General features: G+C 69.4%; 14 protein-coding genes. 11 read left to right on the top strand and 3 right to left on the bottom strand.

The window, feature by feature from the left end; translation table 11 throughout:
* Positions 1–54: 54 nt before the first annotated feature.
* The 7 genes from AB0P21_RS28980 to AB0P21_RS28950 all read left to right on the top strand — a co-directional run bounded on the left by AB0P21_RS28980 (position 55) and on the right by AB0P21_RS28950 (position 11,246).
* Positions 55–3,030, top strand: coding sequence for a glycoside hydrolase family 2 TIM barrel-domain containing protein (locus AB0P21_RS28980; protein WP_363700391.1), 2,976 nt, complete (start codon positions 55–57; stop codon positions 3,028–3,030).
* Positions 3,031–3,436: 406 nt separating this feature from the next.
* Complete coding sequence (gene tmk / locus AB0P21_RS28975; RefSeq protein WP_363700390.1) at positions 3,437–5,578, top strand: dTMP kinase; 2,142 nt, start codon at positions 3,437–3,439, stop codon at positions 5,576–5,578.
* On the top strand, positions 5,575–6,744 hold the full coding sequence (locus AB0P21_RS28970; protein WP_363700389.1) for a DNA polymerase III subunit delta': 1,170 nt from the start codon (positions 5,575–5,577) through the stop codon (positions 6,742–6,744). Before tmk ends, AB0P21_RS28970 begins: the two co-directional genes overlap by 4 nt.
* Before the next feature lie 106 nt (positions 6,745–6,850).
* Positions 6,851–7,516 carry a DUF4190 domain-containing protein gene (locus AB0P21_RS28965; RefSeq protein ID WP_363700388.1) on the top strand — a complete coding sequence of 222 codons (666 nt, stop codon included), beginning with the start codon at positions 6,851–6,853 and terminating at the stop codon, positions 7,514–7,516.
* Between the two features lie 11 nt (positions 7,517–7,527).
* Positions 7,528–8,451, top strand: coding sequence for a DUF4190 domain-containing protein (locus AB0P21_RS28960; RefSeq protein WP_363700387.1), 924 nt, complete (start codon positions 7,528–7,530; stop codon positions 8,449–8,451).
* Between the two features lie 90 nt (positions 8,452–8,541).
* A complete protein-coding gene (gene ricT, locus AB0P21_RS28955; protein ID WP_363701255.1) occupies positions 8,542–9,714 on the top strand; it encodes a regulatory iron-sulfur-containing complex subunit RicT in 1,173 nt (390 codons plus the stop codon).
* A gap of 2 nt (positions 9,715–9,716) precedes the next feature.
* Positions 9,717–11,246, top strand: a complete 1,530-nt coding sequence (locus AB0P21_RS28950; RefSeq protein ID WP_363700386.1) for an alpha/beta hydrolase — start codon at positions 9,717–9,719, stop codon at positions 11,244–11,246.
* Between the two features lies 1 nt (position 11,247).
* Here AB0P21_RS28950 and AB0P21_RS28945 read toward each other — a convergent pair whose 3' ends face one another.
* Positions 11,248–11,874 carry a hypothetical protein gene (locus tag AB0P21_RS28945; protein WP_363700385.1) on the bottom strand — a complete coding sequence of 209 codons (627 nt, stop codon included), beginning with the start codon at positions 11,872–11,874 and terminating at the stop codon, positions 11,248–11,250.
* 86 nt (positions 11,875–11,960) lie between these two features.
* Between AB0P21_RS28945 and AB0P21_RS28940 the strand changes: the two genes are divergently transcribed.
* Positions 11,961–12,308, top strand: a complete 348-nt coding sequence (locus AB0P21_RS28940) for a sterol carrier family protein (protein ID WP_363700384.1) — start codon at positions 11,961–11,963, stop codon at positions 12,306–12,308.
* Between the two features lie 2 nt (positions 12,309–12,310).
* On the opposite strand, the gene AB0P21_RS28935 is transcribed toward AB0P21_RS28940, so the two are convergent.
* Both AB0P21_RS28935 and AB0P21_RS28930 read right to left on the bottom strand, forming a co-directional pair.
* Positions 12,311–13,105, bottom strand: coding sequence for a hypothetical protein (locus AB0P21_RS28935; protein ID WP_363700383.1), 795 nt, complete (start codon positions 13,103–13,105; stop codon positions 12,311–12,313).
* A 114-nt stretch (positions 13,106–13,219) separates the two neighbouring features.
* Complete coding sequence (locus tag AB0P21_RS28930; protein ID WP_363700382.1) at positions 13,220–14,044, bottom strand: hypothetical protein; 825 nt, start codon at positions 14,042–14,044, stop codon at positions 13,220–13,222.
* A gap of 160 nt (positions 14,045–14,204) precedes the next feature.
* On the opposite strand from AB0P21_RS28930, the gene AB0P21_RS28925 reads away from it, so the two are divergent.
* From AB0P21_RS28925 to AB0P21_RS28915, 3 genes are read left to right on the top strand one after another with little or no spacing between them, the layout of a single operon-like run.
* Positions 14,205–15,497, top strand: coding sequence for an MFS transporter (locus AB0P21_RS28925; RefSeq protein WP_363700381.1), 1,293 nt, complete (start codon positions 14,205–14,207; stop codon positions 15,495–15,497).
* A 48-nt stretch (positions 15,498–15,545) separates the two neighbouring features.
* On the top strand, positions 15,546–17,060 hold the full coding sequence (locus AB0P21_RS28920; protein ID WP_363700380.1) for an FMN-binding glutamate synthase family protein: 1,515 nt from the start codon (positions 15,546–15,548) through the stop codon (positions 17,058–17,060).
* Positions 17,061–17,070: 10 nt separating this feature from the next.
* The gene (locus AB0P21_RS28915) at positions 17,071–18,795 is read left to right on the top strand and encodes a thiamine pyrophosphate-dependent enzyme (protein ID WP_363700379.1); all 1,725 of its coding nucleotides are present in this window, start codon (positions 17,071–17,073) and stop codon (positions 18,793–18,795) included.
* Positions 18,796–18,817: the final 22 nt, after the last annotated feature.

Raw genomic sequence — 18,817 nt, 5'->3', positions numbered from 1 at the left:
ATATTTGTTCGCTGATGTGGATTTGTGAACAAATCGGTCGTAGGGTCGATGGTTGTGACCTACGACCACAGCTATGTCGAAGACTTCGCCTCGGGTGCGGGTGTGCTGGCCCCGCGAGCCCGGCTCGACGACGATTCCGCCCGGGTGTCGCTCAGTGGGGAGTGGAGCTTCCGGCTCTCGCCCAGCTTGGCCGAGGCGCCGGACGACCTGAAGGAGCCCGACACCTCGGGCTGGGACACGATCGTGGTGCCGGGGCACTGGCAGCTCGGGGGGTACGGCGCACCGGCGTACACGAATATCGACTATCCGTTCCCGGTCGATCCGCCGCATGTGCCGACGGCCAACCCGACCGGCGACTACGCGCGGACCGTGACGGTGCCGGCCGACTGGGATGGACGCCGGGTGGTGCTGCGGTTCGAAGGGGTCGACTCGCGGTTCGCCGTGTTCGTCGACGGCACTCCGGTCGGCTGGTCCTCGGGGTCGCGGCTGCCGAGTGAGTTCGATCTCACGGATTTGGTTGCTCCGGGCAAGGAAATTCGGATCGCCGTCCGGGTGCACCAGTGGTCGGCCGGGTCCTATGTCGAGGACCAGGACATGTGGTGGCTGTCCGGGATTTTCCGCGAGGTCAATCTGCTCGGCCTCGCGCCGCAGGCGCCGACTGACGTGTTCGTGCACGTGACGTACGCCGATGGCGCGGGCACGCTGAAGGTCGACTCCGACGTACCGGGCACTGTCGTCGTCGAGGAGCTCGGGCTGGAGTTCCCGACCGGGTTCGAGACGCCGGTGCCGGCGGTCGAGCCGTGGAGTGCCGAGAGCCCACGGCTCTACGACGCCGTACTGCGGACCGAGGGCGGCGAGGTCCGGCTCAAGGTCGGGTTCCGCACCGTGGCGATCCCGGACGGCGTACTGACCGTCAACGGCAACCGGGTGCTGTTCAACGGCGTCAACCGGCACGAGTTCCACCCTGACCGCGGCCGGGCGCTGACCGAGCAGGACATGCTCGACGACGTGCTGATCATGAAGCGGGCCGGGATCAATGCGGTCCGCACCAGCCACTACCCGCCGCACCCGCACTTCCTCGACCTGTGCGACCAATACGGCCTGTACGTCGTGGATGAGTGCGACCTGGAGACGCACGGCTTCGGCTACGAGCCCGAGCCGCCGAAGCTGCCGAACCCGGTGATGGACCCGCGGTTCGAGGCCGACCTGGTCGACCGGATGCGGCGGATGGTCGAGCGGGACAAGAACCACCCGAGCATCGTGATCTGGTCGCTCGGCAACGAGTGCGGGATGGGCGAGAACCTGCGCTCGATGTACGCGTTCGCGCATGATCGCGATCCGTCCCGGCCGGTGCACTACGAGCGGGACACCCAGGCGGAGTTCGTCGATGTGTACTCGCAGATGTACACGTCGCCGGAGGACGTCACCCGGATCGGCGAGGACCCGTCGTTGTACCGCGGGTTGCCGTTCATTCTGTGCGAGTACGGGCACGCGATGGGCAACGGGCCGGGCGGGCTGGCTGACTACCACGCGCTGTTCGAGAAGTACCCGCGCTGCCAGGGTGGATTCATCTGGGAGTTCATCGACCACGGGTTGCGGACCTCGGCCGACGGCCAGGAGTTCTACGCGTACGGCGGGGACTTCGGCGAGGAGATCCATGACGGCAACTTCGTCTGCGACGGGCTGCTGTTCCCGGACCGGACGCCGACGCCGGGGATGCTCGAGTACATCAAGGTGATCGAGCCGCTGGTCATCTCCGGTGACGCTGCCGGGGTCACGATCGCCAACCGGTACGAGGTGCTGGACACCAGCCACCTGACCTTCCGGATCGTCACCGAGGTCGGCGGCGAGCGGGTTGGCGGCGGGACTCTCGCAGTACCGGCTGTTGCTGCTGGTACGTCGGTGTCGGTGGAGTTGCCGCCCGCCATCCTCGCTGAGTCGGCTCAGCCGGAGACGTGGGTAACCGTCACGGCGGAGCTGACCGAGTCGACCGCCTGGGCGGAGGCTGGGCATCGGGTCGCCTGGGGTCAGATCCGGCTGGACCAGCCGACAGGCGCACGCCACGTCGGTGCCCGGACGCAGGAAGCGGGCGCGGCGGCCTTCGCCGGCACCGGCACCAGCGACAGTACCGGCAACGGCACTGGCACCAGCGACGGCACCGGCAGCGGCACTGGCACCGGCGACGCTGCTGATGCGGCCTCCTCTTCTCTTTCTTCCGCCGATGTCGCCGAAGGCGGCGAGGCGCGGCACGCGCGCGGAGACGCCGGGGAGGACGTCATCGCCGGGGCCAACGGCATCGGAGTCGCCTCGCTGGGCATCAACAACCTGCGGCTCGACGTGTGGCGGGCGCCGATCGACAACGACGTGATTCCGGGGGTTGCAGACACCTGGAAGGAAGCGGGACTGCACCGGGTGCAGCACCGGGTGGTGTCGGCCGGGCTGGTCGACGGTGCCTGGGAGGTTGTGACCAGGACGGCGCCGCCGGCGTTGCAGTGGGGGCTGGTTGCCACCTGGCGGTGGACTCACGGGCAGGACGGGTCCGTAGTACTGGATCTGTCGGTGGAGCCTGACGGGCAGTTCCCGGCGACACTGCCGCGGCTCGGCATCACCTTCGAGCTACCGACGGTCGGCCGGGTCGAGTGGTTCGGCACCGGCCCGAGTGAGGCGTACGTCGACACCCGCAACGCTGCGGCCGTCGGCAAGTACTCCGGCACGGTGGCCGAGCTGCAGACGCCGTACGTGCGTCCGCAGGAGAACGGCCACCGCATCGACACCCGCTGGGCCCAGCTGGACTCGCTGCGGGTCGAGGCGGCGCCCGACCTGTTCGGCTTGACCGTCCGCGACTGGACGACTGCCGACCTGGCCAACGCGAAGCACGCACCTGACCTGGTCGCCGGCGATACGACGTACGTGACGCTGGACCTGGCTCAGGCGGGGATCGGCTCCAACTCCTGCGGCCCGGCGCTGCCGGACCGCTACCAGCTCCACGCCGCGGCAGCCTCGCTGTCGCTCCGCTTCACCACCAGCTGACGCGAACACAACGACAGGCAACTCGGGGGTGAGGTACTGCGCCCGCGCAGCCTCCGCGGCTCGCTCCTCCGTCGCTCCCAGCTCCGGCTGCTCCCACCCACCCTCTTTTGAAAGCCGCTCCTCCGTCGCGTGGGTGCCGGGGCGCGGGTTGTTTGTCGATCAGGCGACCAGGCGAGGTTCCGGTCAGCATCAGGTTGCGAGGTGACGCGAAGCGTCACGAGCCCCGGCGCGGGCGGCCACGCGATCTGATCAGTCATCCGATCAACATCTGCAGTTGCGAGGTGACGCCGGGCTCACGCCTGGCGATCGGCTGTCGGGATGACTACTGCCTGTCGTTGTGTACGCAAGTACGAGGTTGTCGATGGGCCCGACTAGGCTTCGGGATGTGCCGGAGGTGTATGACCCCTTGACCGATCCAGCACCGGCGCACGACGTGCGCGCGGTGTTGCGGATCCGGGCGTTCCGGCGGCTGTGGATCGGCTTCGGGCTGTCCAGTCTGGGTGACTGGATCGGGTTGCTCGCGCTGACCGCGATGGCGAAGTCCTTCGCCGGCGACGACTACCAGGCCGCCAACTTCGCGATCGGCGGGGTGCTGTTCCTGCGGGTGCTGCCCGCGCTGGTGATGGGCCCGGTCGCGGGCTGGGTCGCCGACCGGCTGGACCGGCGCTGGACGATGATCCTGGGCGACTTCATCCGGGCCGCGTTCTTCGTCAGTATCCCGATCGTCGGCACCCTCACCTGGGTGCTGGTGGCAACCGTCCTGATCGAGATCGTCAGCTTGATCTGGGGGCCGGCCAAGGACGCCAGCGTGCCGAACCTGGTGCCCCGGCACCGGCTGGAGGCGGCCAACCAGCTCAGCCTGGTCACCACCTACGGGTCGGCGCTGCCGGCCGCCGCGATCTTCACCGCGATCACCCTGGTCACCCGCGGCTTCGGCGGCAACTTCTCGATCAACCTGGCCGTCTACCTGAACGCGGCCACCTTCTTCATCTCCGGCCTGGCGATCATCTCGGTCGCGGAGATCGGCCGGTCCGGCAGCCACGACCACGAGGGTCACCCAACCCTGTGGCGCACGATGGTCGAAGGCTGGTCCTACGTCACCGGCACTCCGGTCGTGCGCGGCCTGGTCGTCGGCATCTCCGGCGCCTTCGCGGCCGGCGCGGTGGTGATCGGCCTCGGCCGCACGTACGTCGAGGACCTGGACGCGGGCGACCCGGGGTACGGCGTGCTCTTCGGGGCCGTCTTCGGCGGTCTCGCGCTGGGCATGGGGTTCGCCCCGCGGATCTTCTCCGGGCTGTCGCGGCGCCGGTTGTTCGCCGCCGGTCTGGTCGGGTCGGGGATCGGGCTGGCCGGCCTGGCGCTGATCCAGCAGATCGAGATCGCCACCATGATCGCGATCGTGCTCGGCTTCTGCGCCGGCGCCTCCTGGGTCTCCGGCTACACCCTGCTCGGGCTGGAGGTGCCGGACCACGTCCGCGGGCGGACCTTCGCCTTCGTGCAGTCCGCGGTCCGGACCGTGCTCGCGGTGACGCTGGCGATCGCGCCGTTCGTCGCGGGCGCGATCGGGCGCCGGACGGTGTCGGCCGGCGGCCACTCGATCAGCTACAACGGCGCCGCGATGACGATGCTGATCTCGGCCGTGCTGGCCACGGTGATCGGTGTGGTCGCCTGGCGGCAGATGGACGATCGCCCCGGCGTGCCGTTCTGGCGCGATCTGCGCCGCAGCTTCGGCAAGACGCCCGGGGTCTACCCGACGACCGGACTGTTCATCGCGCTCGAGGGCGGTGAGGGCGCGGGCAAGTCGACCCAGTCGGCGCTGCTGGTCGAGTGGCTGAAGGAGCAGGGCCAGGAGGTGCTGCTCACCCGCGAGCCGGGCGCCACCGACCTCGGCAAGAAGCTCCGCCAGATCGTGCTGGACCCGGCCACCGGCGACATCTCGCACCGCGCCGAAGCTCTCCTGTACGCCGCCGACAAGGCCGAGCACGTCGATTCGGTGATCCTGCCCGCGCTGAAGTCCGGCACGGTCGTCATCACTGACCGGTACGTCGACTCCGCGCTCGCCTACCAGGGCTCCGGGCGTGACCTGGAGGTCGCCGACGTCGAGCGGGTGAACCGCTGGGCCACCGACGACCTGCGCCCCAACCTGACGATCCTGCTGGACCTGCCGCCCAGGAGCGGGCTCGGCCGATTCGAGGAGCGGGACCGGATCGAGGCGCAGTCCGCCGACTTCCACGAGCGGGTCCGGGCGGCGTTCCTCGAGCTCGCCGCTGCCGAGCCGCAGCACTATCTGGTCCTGGACGCGACCCAGGAGCGCTCCGAGCTGGCAGCCCAGATCCAGGCGCGGCTGCGCCCGCTGCTGCCCCAGCTGACCCCCCAGCCGGAGCAGCAGCCCGAGCGGGTGCAGGAGGCAGTGCAGCAGCAGCCCGACCTGACGCAGCAGCCCGAGGCGGCGCAGCAGCAGGCGGTGCAGCAGCAGTCCGGCCTGGCGCGGCAGCCTGGGCCAGCGCAGGAGCAGCAGCCGGAGTCGCAGTCGAAGGTGGAGCAATGACTGTTTGGGACGACCTGGTCGGGCAGGAGCCCGCGGTCGCCGTACTGCGTAAGGCTGTCTCCGGCGCGTCAGCCCGGCTGCGCGGCGAGAGCGGCACCGTCACCAACGGCATGACGCACGCCTGGCTGATCACCGGGCCGCCCGGGTCGGGCCGGTCCAACGCGGGTCGGGCGTTCGCCGCCGGTCTGCAGTGTCTCAACGAGGGCTGCGGCGAGTGCGCCGTCTGCGCCACCGCGCTCAACGGCGCGCACCCCGACGTCACACTGATCCGCACCGAGCTGCTGTCGATCCGGGTTAGCGAGATCCGCGAGCTGGTCCGCCGGGCCGCGATGAGCCCGACCCAGGGCCGCTGGCAGGTGATGTTGATCGAGGACGCGGACCGGCTGACCGACCAGGCCGCCGACGCGTTGCTGAAGAGCATCGAGGAGCCGCCGCCGCGCACGGTGTGGGTGCTCTGCGCGCCGACCGTCGAGGACGTCGTACCGACCATCCGGTCCCGCTGCCGCTTGCTCGTACTGCGTACCCCGCCGGTGGTCGCGGTCGCCGAGATGCTCACCCGGCAGGCCGGGATCGAGCCTGCGCTGGCCGGTTTCGCGGCGCGCGCGGCGCAGGGGCACATCGGCCGGGCGAAGGCGCTGGCGCGCGACGAGGAGGTCCGGAGCCGTCGCAGCAAGGTGCTCGAGGTTCCGTTCGAGCTGCACGACATCGGCGCCTGCCTGAACGCGGCCCAGCGGCTCGTCGAGGCGGCCAAGGCGGAGGCCAAGGCGAGCGCGGCGAAGGTCGACGAGCAGGAGCGGACCAATCTCGAGCAGGCGCTCGGCGTCGGCACGAAGGGCGCCAAGCCGCGCGAGGCCGGCGCCGCGCTGAAGGAGCTGGAGGACCAGCAGAAGGCCCGGGCGAAGCGCTGGGAGCGCGACGTACTCGATCGGTCTCTGGTCGACCTGATGGCTTTGTACCGCGATGTACTGGTCGTGCAGACCGGCGCGGGAGCAGAACTGATCAACGCCGAGCTGCGCCAGGACATCGACCGGCTGGCCGGCCGGACCAGCCCGGAGTCGACCGTACGCCGGATCGACGCGCTGACCGGTTGCCGAGAGGCGATCGAGGGCAACGTCGCGCCACTGCTCGCGCTGGAAGCGATGACGATCGCCCTGTTCGAGGGCTGAGACACGCGTCTGGGTTGCGGACGCGCCTGTAACGAAGGTAGTGGCCTCGCCGATACGTGGGTGGTTAGCCCCGCCAGACCGGCGTGCCCCTTCGTAAGGATGTTCCTTGACCCAACCTCCGCCGATCCAGCCTGTGCGGGCTCCACTGCCGTCCGCCGAGTCCTGGCTGGAGGGCGTGCCGACGCCCGCGCAACGTCGGCTGGATCGCTATGCCGTGGCGGCGTTCGCGACCAGCCTGCCGGGGCTGGTGCCGATCGCGGCGGTGCTCGGACTGATCGCGCTGCCGCGGATCCGGCGGTCGGGCGCGCGCGGGCGCGGACTGGTGGTCGGCGCGCTGGTGATCTGCTGCTGCTGGCTGATCGCGATCGGGGTCGCCGCGTTCCTCAACCTGCGCGGTGAGCAGCGCGCGGGGATCGGCCGCACCACGGTGATCTCGCAGGTGGCGGTCCAGCAGTGTTTCGACGCCGACCTGGAGGTGGACACGCTGCGCCAGGTGAAGATCGCGGACTGTGCCGCGCCGCACTCCGGTGAGGCGTACGCGAAGGTCCGGGCGTCGATGACCGGGCTGTCGGTCGAGCAGAAGGGCACCGCCGCGACGCAGCAGTGCGCGACCGCTTTCCAGACCTTCGTCGGCAAGCCGTACGAGCGGTCGGAACTGGACATGTACTACGTGGTGCTGGAAGATCGTGCCGTTGCTGATGGCAACGTCCTGTGCATGGTCGGGCAGCCCGGAGCGAAATTGACCGGGTCCATGCGTGGATCTCAGCGCTAGGGGAGGCAGCTGTGAGTTATCCACCGTCGGGGTACGACCCGAACCGGCCGCAGGACGAGCCGCAGGAGCCGACCAGGCAGTTGCCGACGTACGGGCGACCGCCGGAGCAGCCGAATCCGTATCAGCCGCAGTTCGGGCAGCAGGTTCCGCAGTACGGGCAGACGCCGCAGCAGCCCTACCAGCAGGCCCAGCAGGCCCAGCAGCCGCATCAGCAGTCGCAGCAGCCGCAGTACAGGCAGCAGGCGCCGCAGTACGGGCAGGCGCAGTACCCGGCGGCGTACGGGTACGGGTACGGCTATCCGGGCGGGCAGCAGGTCAAGACGAACACCCTCGCGATCGCGGCGCTGGTCTGCGGGCTGGGTGGTCTCGTGATCGGGATCAGCGCGCCGGTCGGGGTCGGGCTGGGGATCGCCGCGCTGGCGCAGATCAAGAAGAGCGGCGAGTCGGGCAAGGGCCAGGCGATCGCGGGCATCGTGATCGGCGGCCTGATCACCCTGGTCGGCGCCGTTATCCTCACGATCGTGCTGGTGATCGCCTCCAACGACGAGTACCAGGGCAAGAACGAGTCAACCGGCACCAGGGTGATCTCCATCGAGGCGCTGGCGGTCGGCGAGTGCTTCGACGACGGCTTCGAGGAGGACGAGGTGTACCGGCGGCCGTGCACCAGCTCGCACGACGGCGAGCTGGTCTCGAACGTCACCCTGCCGGCCGGCCCGTATCCGGGCAATCGCCCGGTGGAGGACCTGGCCCAGGGCAAGTGCGACGCCGAATTCGCGAAGTACGTCGGCAACACGGTGGAGAAGTCGGAGCTGCAGTCCGGCTTCTGGACGCCGACCAAGGACCAGTGGGACGACGGCGACCGGCTCGTCATCTGCGCCGCCTACGGCCCCGACGACGACCCGCTGACCAGCAGCGTCAAGGACAGCAAGCGCTGAAGCACCGCCCCTCGAGGCCGCCAAAAGGCGCTCGTCGGGGGCGAAGCGTCCACCACCGGACGCATTGGCACGTAGTCTGGCGCGGTGGGCATGGTGATGGCGGTGTCGTTCGAGCGCTACGGGCGGCTGTACTACCTGGACCCCGGCCCGCACAGACCGCGGGTCGGGGACAAAGTGCTGGTCCCGACCGACGACGGGCCCGAGGTCGCCGAGTGCGTCTGGGCGCCGCAGTACGTCACGGAGGAGATCGGCGGGCTGCCGCTGTGTGAGGGCGTCGCCACCACGGCCGACCTGGACCGCGACGAGCAGAACCGGGTACGCCGGGCCGACGCGCGGCTGATCGCCAAGCGGCTGATCCGCGAGCACGGGTTGCCGATGAAGGTGGTCGGTATCGACTTCGTGGACCGGCGGGCGGATGTCGATCAGCTGGTCATCATCTACTTCTCCGCGCCGCACCGGGTGGACTTCCGGGAACTGGTCCGGGACCTGGCCCGTGGGTTGCGCGCGCGGATCGAGCTGCGGCAGGTCGGCGCTCGCGACGAGGCGCGGTTACAGGGCGGGATCGGGCCGTGCGGGCGGGACCTGTGCTGCGCGACGTTCCTGAAGGACTTCGAGCCGGTCAGTGTGCGGATGGCGAAGGACCAGGACCTGCCGCTCAACCCGCTGAAGATCTCCGGGGCTTGTGGGCGGCTGATGTGCTGCCTGAAGTACGAGCACCCGCTGTACCAGGAGTTCAACGCCAAGGCGCCGGCCAACGGGACGCAGGTCGAGACGCCTGCCGGTGACGGTGTTGTCGTCGGGCACAACGTCCCGAGCGACACGGTGGTCGTGCGGCTGGCTGCGTCGGGTCGGCGGTGTGCTTGTAGCCGGGCGGATGTCTGCTCGCCGAGGCAGCAGTACGAGGCCTCCGACACCACCACTTCAGATGCTCCAGCTCGGGTTGACCTCACGCTGACCACTGCTCCTGCTCCTGCGGAGCAGGAGGTAGCTGTCGAGCCGGCAGCTGCCGCTGCGCTGGCGGGGGAAGCCGAGCAGTCGGACGGCGAGGCGCTGGCCGCGCGCTCGCGGCGCAAGCCGCGTCGCCGCCGCCGGCTGAGCCAAGCGGACGGCGACAGCGCCGAGCAGGGCGGCAGCGCCGAGCAGGGCGGCAGCGCCGAGCAGGGCGGCAGCGCAGGGCCGGGCGGCGGCGCCGAGCAGGGCGAGGGCGGCAGCAGCGCAGTACAGGACGGGTTGGACGAGGGTACGGGAGACGGCTCGCTGTGAAGATGCGCAGGACGACCGTGGTGCTGACAGGCCTCGCGCTCTTGGTGAGTGGGTGTGGGGTGGCCAGTCGGGCGCAGGATGCCGACGGGCCGGGTGGGACTCAGACGAGTGCCGGGCCGAAGGGGCCAGTTGGGCCGGTGCCGGCGGGGCTGGAGAAGTTCTACGGTCAGCAGCCGAACTGGGAGCGCTGCGGGTCGGGCAACCAGTGCGCCACCATCAATGTGCCGCTCGACTACAGCAAGCCCGACGGCAAGACGATCGAGTTGCGGGCCCGCAAGGTGCCGGCGCGGGATCGGACCGGCAAGATCGGCACGCTGTTCATCAACCCGGGTGGTCCGGGCGCCTCCGGGCAGGAGTTCGCGGCGTCGGCCGGGTTCGTGCTCGGCGCTCCGCTGCTGCGGAAGTTCGACGTGATCGGCTGGGACCCGCGTGGCGTGGCCGATTCGACGCCGGTGCGCTGTCTCGACGCCGAGCAGCTGGACAAGTTCATCGCGGCTGACGGCAGCCCGGACGACGACGCCGAGATCGAGGCGCTGAACACCCAGGCCAAGACCCTTGCGAGCGGCTGCCAGCAGCGCTCCGCCGATCTGTTGCCGCACGTCGGCACCAAGGACGCGGCCCGCGACATCGACGTACTGCGTGGCATCGTCGGCGACTCCGAGCTCTACTACCTCGGCATGTCGTACGGAACCATGCTCGGCGCGACCTACGCGGAGCTGTTCCCGAAGAACGTCGGCCGGCTGGTCCTCGACGGCGCGGTCGACCCGTCGAAGTCGTCCGAGGAGAACAACATGGCCCAGGCGAAGGGCTTCGACACCGCGCTGGACGCGTTCGCCGCGGACTGCGCGCAGCGGTCCTGCCGGCTGGGCAGCAGCAAGGCCGAAGTACTGGCGAACGTGGACAAGCTGATCACCGACTCCGACGCCAAGCCGTTGCCCGGTGACGGCACTCGCGAGGTGACCCAGGCGCTGGTCGTGCTGGGCGTGATCTTCCCGCTGTACGTGAAGGACTACTGGCCGCGGCTCGAGGACGCGGTGGTCGACGGGCTGGCCGGCAAGGGCGCGCGGCTGCTCGCGCTGGCCAACGAGTACACCGACCGGACGCCGAAGGGCTACGGCAACAACCAGAACGAGGTGATCTACGCGGTCAACTGCATCGACCGCCCGGACATCACCTCGCTGGCCGAGGCGAAGGCCGACGAGCCGAAGTTCAAGGCCGCCTCGCCGCGGTTCGGCTCGTTCCTGCTCTGGGGCTCGCTGCCGTGCGCGAACTGGCCGGTGAAGCCGGTAGACAAGCCGCACACGATCAAGGCGGCCGGCGCCAAGCCGATCGTCGTGGTCGGCACCACCCGCGACCCGGCGACGCCGTACGACTGGGCCGTCGGGCTCGCCGGACAGCTGGACAGCGGTGTCCTGATCACCCGTGACGGCGACGGACACACTGGCTACAACGAAGGCAACCAGTGTGTCGACGACGCAGTCGAGGCCTACCTGCTGAAGGGCACGGCCCCGACCGCCGACATCAAGTGCTGAGCTAGTTCGGCCGGTTGTCCCCGGCGGCGCCGGTGAGCTGCAGCGTGTCCGTGGCGTGTTGGAGCACGGCGCGCAGGCCGGCCTCGTCCTGCGGGCGGCCGCCGACGGTGATCTCGACCAGGGTGCGTTTGCCGTCCTCGCTGGGGCGGAAGCTGGACAGCCCCATCCGCGGGCCGCGGGTCTTGTCGGTGTAGGTGTAGATCAGGGTGCCGTTGTCGCGGCTGATGACCTTGAGATCCTGCTCCTCGATGCTCCGTGCGCGGTTGTCGACCAGTTGGTCGGGCGACTGGCTGCTGCCGCGGGTGTCGAACCGGATCTGCCAGACCCCGGTCGGATCCACGTACTTCGGTCTGGTGCCGCCGGTGGCGCTCTTCCAGCCGGTGGGCACCTCGGCGGTAGCCGGTGCGTCGTCGGCCCCGAACGGCTGGGACGTGAACTGCAGCGAATCGGCCTGTAAACCGTCGCCGTTGCTGGGTGTCTGGGGTGGCTGGCTGCTGGCCACCTGGCTCGACTTCTTGTCGTCGCCGGAGAAATTGCCGTTGATCGCCAGTACGGTGCCGAAGACGGCGGTCCCCGCGATCATTCCCGCAAGCGTCGCCAGCAGCGCATGGTGCCTGGGCGTGAGCATCCCGACCTCACTTCCGTGTCTCGGTGTGCTCCTCGATTATCGGGTACGAAGGGGGCGTGGGCGAAACCCGCGTAACCTTGCCGCCTGTGGAGCCGCCTGTGGAGATGGACGAAGCACTGCGCGCGTACGACGCCGGCCAGGCCGGCCGGGCGGAGCTCAAGCTGCTGGTGAAGGAGTTGCTCAAGCTCCTGGTCGCCAAGGCGCCCGGTCACGCGGTCGAGGTGCGCGTCCCGCCGTACGGGGCGGTGCAGTGCATCGAGGGTCCACGGCACACCCGCGGTACGCCGAAGGCCGTGATCGAGATGCCCGCCGAGATGTGGATCGACCTCGCCCTGGGCCGGATCAGCTGGCCGGACGCGCGGGCAACAGGAAAGGTCCGCGCGTCAGGAGAACGCACGGACCTCTCTCAGCTACTGCCTGTGATGGTGCACTGACCTCAGTGCAGGACCTTGACCACGGTGCGGCCGTGGATCAGCAGCAGCTTGCCGTCGTCGCGCAGTTGCAGCACGGTGCCGGCCCGCTTGGTGGGGATGGTCCAGGCCGTGTCCCAGAAGCTCCGCATGCCGAAGGTGCCGTCCGCCAGCAGGAAGGCCCAGTTGCCCGCAGACGGCTTGTACGGCGCGGACCACAGCTTGACCTTGTTGTTCTGCATCAGTTCCAGCGCGCCGTTCGGGCGTACCTGCAGGGTGTAGACCCGGTTGCGGGAGAACAGCGAGACGGCACCGCTCACGTACCCGGTGGGCGGCCAGAGCTCGTAGCCCGGCGACATCGTCTCGATCACCATGTGGCGGTTCCAGACCGACCGGCCGGCGGTGTTGAAGACGGTCAGGTTGCCGTCGGTCGGCAGCACCAGCTTGGCGTTCGGGCTGGCCTTCGCGCCGCTGATCCAGTACTTCGTCCGGCCGTGGACGAGGCTCAGGCCGCCGTCCTTCTCCATCACCAGGACCGAGCCCGCACGGGTGGTGTTGGTGTCCCAGACCACACCGACGCCGGTCTCGACCAGCTCCAGGTTGCCGGTCGCACGCATCACGAGCGTGAAATGACGGTCAGCGGAGCGGATGTACTGCCCCGACAGCAGCCGCTGGCCGGGCAGCAGCGTGTTGGAGATCGCCGCAGCCTGAGTAGTGGAAGTGGCGGCCTGGGCCGGCGCGGTGGCCAGCGCGGCCCCGGTAGCGACGGTGGCCAGCGCCGCGGTGAAGGCGGCGGCTGAGCGTAGTTTGCGCTTGATCATGTGGGTGGTTCCCCCTGTGAGGTCCGGCAATCTCTCGCAGGGTAAGTGTCCGAGAGGGCCGACAGGTTGCAGCAGAGGCGCAGTTGCAGCTAGTTGCAACTGCGCCTCCCGAGGTCAGTGCAGGACCTTGACCACTGTGCGGCCGTGGACCAGCTGCAGCCGGCCGGTGTCGAGGAGCTGTACGACGGCGCCCGCGCGGCGGGTGGCGAACTCCCAGACCATGTAGCCGTTCGTGTCCCGGGTGAAGAACCAGCCGTCGGACTGCATCAGGGCGATGGAACCCGGGTGACCCGCGGTGCCCGTTCGCCACAGGACGGTCTTGCCGTTCTGCAGCAGGACAAGGTCGCCGTCGGGACGCATCACCAGCGTGTAGACGCGGTTCGTCGAGTACAGCACCGTGTTGCCGCCGAGCGCGGTGGTCGGGACGAGCTGCCAGCCCTGCGTCATGGTGTTGATCACCATGTGGCGGTTCCAGACCGCCTTGCCGCGGGTGTTGAGGATCTCCAGGTTGCCGGTGTTCTGCAGTACCAGCTTGGCGCCCGGGCTGTTCGCTCCGATGGAGGCGATCTGGGTCCGGCCGTAGATGATGGTCAGGCTGCCGCCGCTGCCCATCACCGCGACGACGCCGGGCCGGAAGGTCGCCTGCCAGAGCAGACCCTTCACCCCGCGCTGGGTCAGCCCGAGCGTGCCGTACCTGGTCATCGCCAGGCCGAAGACGCCGCTCTTGGAGCGGATGTACTGGCCGGCGAGCAGCTTCTGCCCGGGCAGCAGCGTGTCCGAGACGGCGGCTTGAGTGGTGGACGTGGTGGACGTGGTGGAAGCGGCGGTCGTGACGGTGGCGGTCGCATGGGCCGGCGTGGTGGCCAGTGCGGCGCCGGTGGCGACGGTGGCGAGCGCCGCGGCGAAGGCCGCGGCCGAGCGCAGTGTGCTCTTGAGCATGTTGGTGGTCCCCCTGTGAGATCCGACGAAGAGCCTTTTTCGCAGGCTAGACACGGCCAGGGGCAGCGCCGGCACTATTTCAGCCTGCTGCAACAGTCCGGCCGGACCACAGGGTGGAAACAGGTTCGTCCAGAGTTTCTGCACCTGACACGATGGGCCGGTGGCAACAAGTTTCCGGACCCGGCTGTCCCGTCTGAAGATCGATCTGACCCCGTGGCGGGGGTCGCGTGACTTCCGGATCCTGGTGGTGGCCGGCTCGGTCTTCTTCCTCGGCGGCATGGTCGGTTACGTGGCGTTGCCGTTCCAGCTCTACCAGTTGACCGGCTCCAACTTCGCGGTCGGCGCGATGGGCCTGGTCACCATCGTCCCGCTGGTCATCTTCGGCCTGTACGGCGGTGCGCTGGCCGATCACGTCGACCGCCGCAAGCTGCTGATCGGGACCGGGATCGCGCAGGCCGCGATCTGCTCCCTGATGCTGGCCAACTCGCTGCTGGCGAATCCGCAGGTCTGGCTGATCTACGTCTGCGGCGCTCTGAACGCGATCGCCACCTCGTTGCAGCGGCCGAGCCGGGAGGCGTTGTTCCCGCGGGTGGTCAAGCACGACGAGATGGCCGCGGCGGTCGCGCTGACCTCGCTCACGATGCAGATCGGCCAGCTGGCCGGCCCGGCGCTGGGCGGTGTGCTGGTCGGCACGGCCGGGGTGAGCTGGGCGTTCGGGATCGAGCTGGCCGGGCTCGTCATCGCGACCGCGCTCTACACCAAGCTCGGCTCGTACAAGATCAACGAGCACAGCAAACCGCCGACGCTGCGCGGGATCGGCGAGGGGATCGTCTACGCCTATCGCCGCAAGGACCTGCTGGCCACCTATCTGGTCGACATGGTCGGGATGTTCCTGGCGATGCCGATCGTGCTGTTCCCCGCGTTCGCGACCGACGTGCTGAAGGAACCCAAGCTGCTCGGGCTGCTCTACAGTGCCGAGGCGATCGGCGCGATGTGCGCCAGCCTGACCAGCGGCTGGGCGAAACGGGTGCACCACCAGGGCCGGGCGGTCGTCATCGCGACGATGATCTGGGGCGCGTCGGTCGGGATCGCCGGGCTGGCGCCGAACATCTGGTTCGCGATCGGCTTCTTCGCGATCGCCGGCGGCGCCGACATGGTCTCGGTGCTGTTCCGGTCGGTGATCTGGAACCAGACCATCCCGGACGAGATGCGTGGCCGGCTGGCCGGGATCGAGATGCTCGGCTACTCCCTCGGCCCGCTCGGCGGTCAGGCGCGCTCCGGTCTGGTCGCGGACGCCACCAGCGTCCGGACTGCGATCGTCAGCGGTGGCGCACTCTGCGTGATCGGGGTGGTCGGCACAGCGGCCTGGCTGAACGAGTTCTGGCGGTACGACGCCCGCACCGACGAGCACGCCGTCCGGCAACGCGACCTGCGCGCCGAGCCGACCAGCTGACCCACCGCCTCCGCCGGTTGACGGCTGTCAGCGGGTAGCTTCGGGAGCATGGTGCGGTACGTGCTGCTCGCGGTCCTCGTCCTGCTGGTTGCCGTCGGCATCCATGACCTGGTGCAGAAGAAGCACTCGATCCTGCGGAACTACCCGGTGGCCGGGCACCTGCGCTTCCTGCTGGAGAAGATCCGGCCGGAGCTGCAGCAGTACTTCATCGAGCGCAACTACGACGGCCGGCCGTACGACCGGGACACCCGCTCGACGATCTACGCCCGGGCCAAGGGCACCAACGAGGAACAGCCGTTCGGCACCGAGCGGGACGTGAACGAGATCGGGTACGAGTACCTGGTCCACTCGACCGTCCCGCGACCGGTCGCCGAGCAGGTCCCGCGGGTCAGGATCGGCGGGCCGGACTGTACTTCGCCCTACGAGATGGCGTTGCTGAACGTCTCGGCGATGAGCTTCGGCGCGCTCAGCGCCAACGCGATCGAGGCGCTCAACCGGGGCGCGGCGCAGGGCGGCTTCGCGCACGACACCGGTGAGGGCGGGATCAGCAGGTACCACCGCAGCGGCGGCGACCTGATCTGGGAGATCGGCAGCGGGTACTTCGGGACGCGCGACCGGCACGGCGGCTTCGATCCGGAGCAGTTCCGTGACAAGGCCGCCGACGACCAGATCAAACTCGTCTCGCTCAAGCTCAGCCAAGGCGCGAAACCTGGTCTCGGTGGCGTCCTGCCGGGCGCGAAGGTGACGCCCGAGATCGCGGCGGCGCGTGGGGTGCCGGTCGGGCAGAAGGTCGTCTCACCGGCGTACCACCAGGTCTTCTCGACGCCGCGCGAACTGGTCCTGTTCATCGCCCGGTTGCGGGAGCTGGCCGGCGGCAAACCGGCCGGTTTCAAGCTCTGTGTCGGGTCGCGCACCGACGTGCTGGCGATCTGCAAGGCGATGGTTGCCGAGGGCATCACTCCGGACTTCATCGTGGTCGACGGCTCGGAGGGTGGCACCGGCGCGGCGCCGCAGGAGTACGAGGACCACGTCGGTACGCCGCTGACCGAGGGCCTGCTGACCGTGCACAACGCGCTCACCGGGGTCGGGCTGCGCGACCAGGTCAAGATCGGGGCCAGCGGGAAGGTGGCCAACGGCGTCGACATCGTCAAGCGGATCCTGCAGGGCGCCGACTACACCAACGCGGCCCGGGCGATGATGATGGCGACCGGCTGCATCCAGGCCCAGACCTGTCACACCAACACCTGCCCGGTCGGCGTCGCGACCCAGGATCGACGCCGGATGCGCGCGCTCGACGTCACCGACAAGACCAGCCGGGTCGCCAACTACCAGCGCGAGACGGTCCAGCAGGCGATGCAGGTGATCGCCTCGATGGGGCTCGACGGCCCGCACCAACTCGAGCCGCGGATGCTGCGCCGGCGGGTCGACCACACCCGGACCGAGAGCTACGCGGAGCTCTTCGACTATCTGGCGCCGGGGCAGTTGCTGGCCGGCGTACAGGACCTGCCGAAGGCGTGGGCTCGCGATTGGGTACAGGCAGACCCGGACGTCTTTCGACCTTAGGGGAATCGCAGTGAGCACTGTCGCGGAGTTGCTGGTGGAGTCGTTGGCCGAGCACGGTGTCACGTCGGTGTGGGGTGTGGTCGGGGACGCGCTCAATCCGGTCACCGACGCGATCAGGCGCGAGGACCGGGTCGAGTGGATCGGCGTTCGGCACGAGGAGGCGGGAGCCTTCGCCGCAGGCGGGCAGGCATCGCTGACCGGGCGGCTCGGGGTCTGTATGGGGACGGTCGGTCCGGGGGCGATCCACCTGCTCAACGGCCTGTACGACGCCGCCAAGTCGCGGGTGCCCGTGCTCGCGATCTGCGGGCAGGTGCCGCGCGAGGAGATCGGCAGCAACTTCTTCCAGGAGGTCAACAACGACGTCCTGTTCGCCGACGTCGCGGTCTTCAGCGCGACCGTGTCGACCGCCGAGCAGGCGCCCGCGCTGATCGAGCAGGCGGTCAACGCGGCGCTGGCCGAGCGGGGCGTCGCCGTGCTGTCGATTCCTGGGGACGTCGGCGGGCTCGAAGTACCGAAGGACACGCCGGTGCCGCAGTTCCACGAGCCTGCGTCGCAGACGGTTCCGGAGGTGGCTGAGCTGCAGAAGGTCGCGGCGGTGCTGAATGCGGCCGAGCGCGTGACTTTGCTGGTCGGCGCTGGGGCTCGCGATGCGTTGGCCGAGGTGCAGCAGTTGGCGAGCACGTTGGCGGCGCCGGCGGTGCTGACGCTGAAGGCGAAGGAAGGCTTCGAGGAGAACCTGCCGCAGGAGGTCGGCCAGTCCGGGCTGCTCGGCAACCACGCGACCAAGGTCGCCTTCGACGGATGCGACGTGCTGTTCCTGGTCGGGACGGACTTCCCGTACCGCGAGTTCCTGCCGGCCGGGAAGACCGTCGTACAGCTGGATCTGCGGGGTGGCCACATCGGCAGGCGGGTGCAGGTCGACCACGGGTTGGTCGGGCACGCGCAGCCGACGTTGGCGCAGTTGCTGCCGCTGCTGGAGCAGAAGAGCGACACGGGTCATCTGGACAAGGCGCTGCACTCGTACGCCGCCTGGCGGGAGCGGCAGGTGCAGTTCACCGACCCTGCCTTCGACCGCAAGCCGAAGGGGTTGTTGCGGCGCAAGGTGGACAACCCGGAGGCCCGGATCCGGCCCGAGTTGCTGGCCGCGATGATCGACCGGCACGCGGACGACGACGCGGTGTTCACCAGCGACACCGGGATGTCGACGGTGTGGCTGGCGCGGTTCGTCCGGATGCGCGGCGACCGGCGGCTGATCGGCTCGTACAACCTCGGCTCGATGGCGAACGCGATGCCGCAGGCGCTCGGGCTGTCGGCGGTCGATCGGGATCGGCAGGTGATCGCGTTCTGTGGCGACGGCGGGTTGTCGATGCTGCTGGGCGATCTGATCACCGCGGTCGCGTACGAGTTGCCGGTGAAGCTGGTCGTCTTCAACAACGGGCGGCTGGGGATGGTCAAGCTGGAGATGGAGCAGGTCGGGTTGCCGGAGTACGGGACGAAGCTGGCGAACCCGGACTTCTCGGAGGTGGCCAAAGCGATCGGGCTGACCGGCTTCCGGGTCGAGCGGCCGGGCGAGGTGGAGGGTGCGGTCGAGGCGGCGCTCCGGACTCCGGGGCCGGTGCTGATCGACGTGGTGACCAATGCCGATGAGATCGCGCTGCCGCCGTCGCCGACCTTGCAGCAGGGCTGGGGTTTCGCGATCGCCAAGTCGAAGGAGTTTGTCGAGAGCCACGAGTAGTCCGAAGAAGTAGGCTCTGTGA

Origin of the sequence: Kribbella sp. NPDC056861 (assembly GCF_040687575.1) — a bacterium.
GTDB lineage: Bacteria > Actinomycetota > Actinomycetes > Propionibacteriales > Kribbellaceae > Kribbella.
This window is presented reverse-complemented; position numbering and strand designations above follow the sequence as displayed.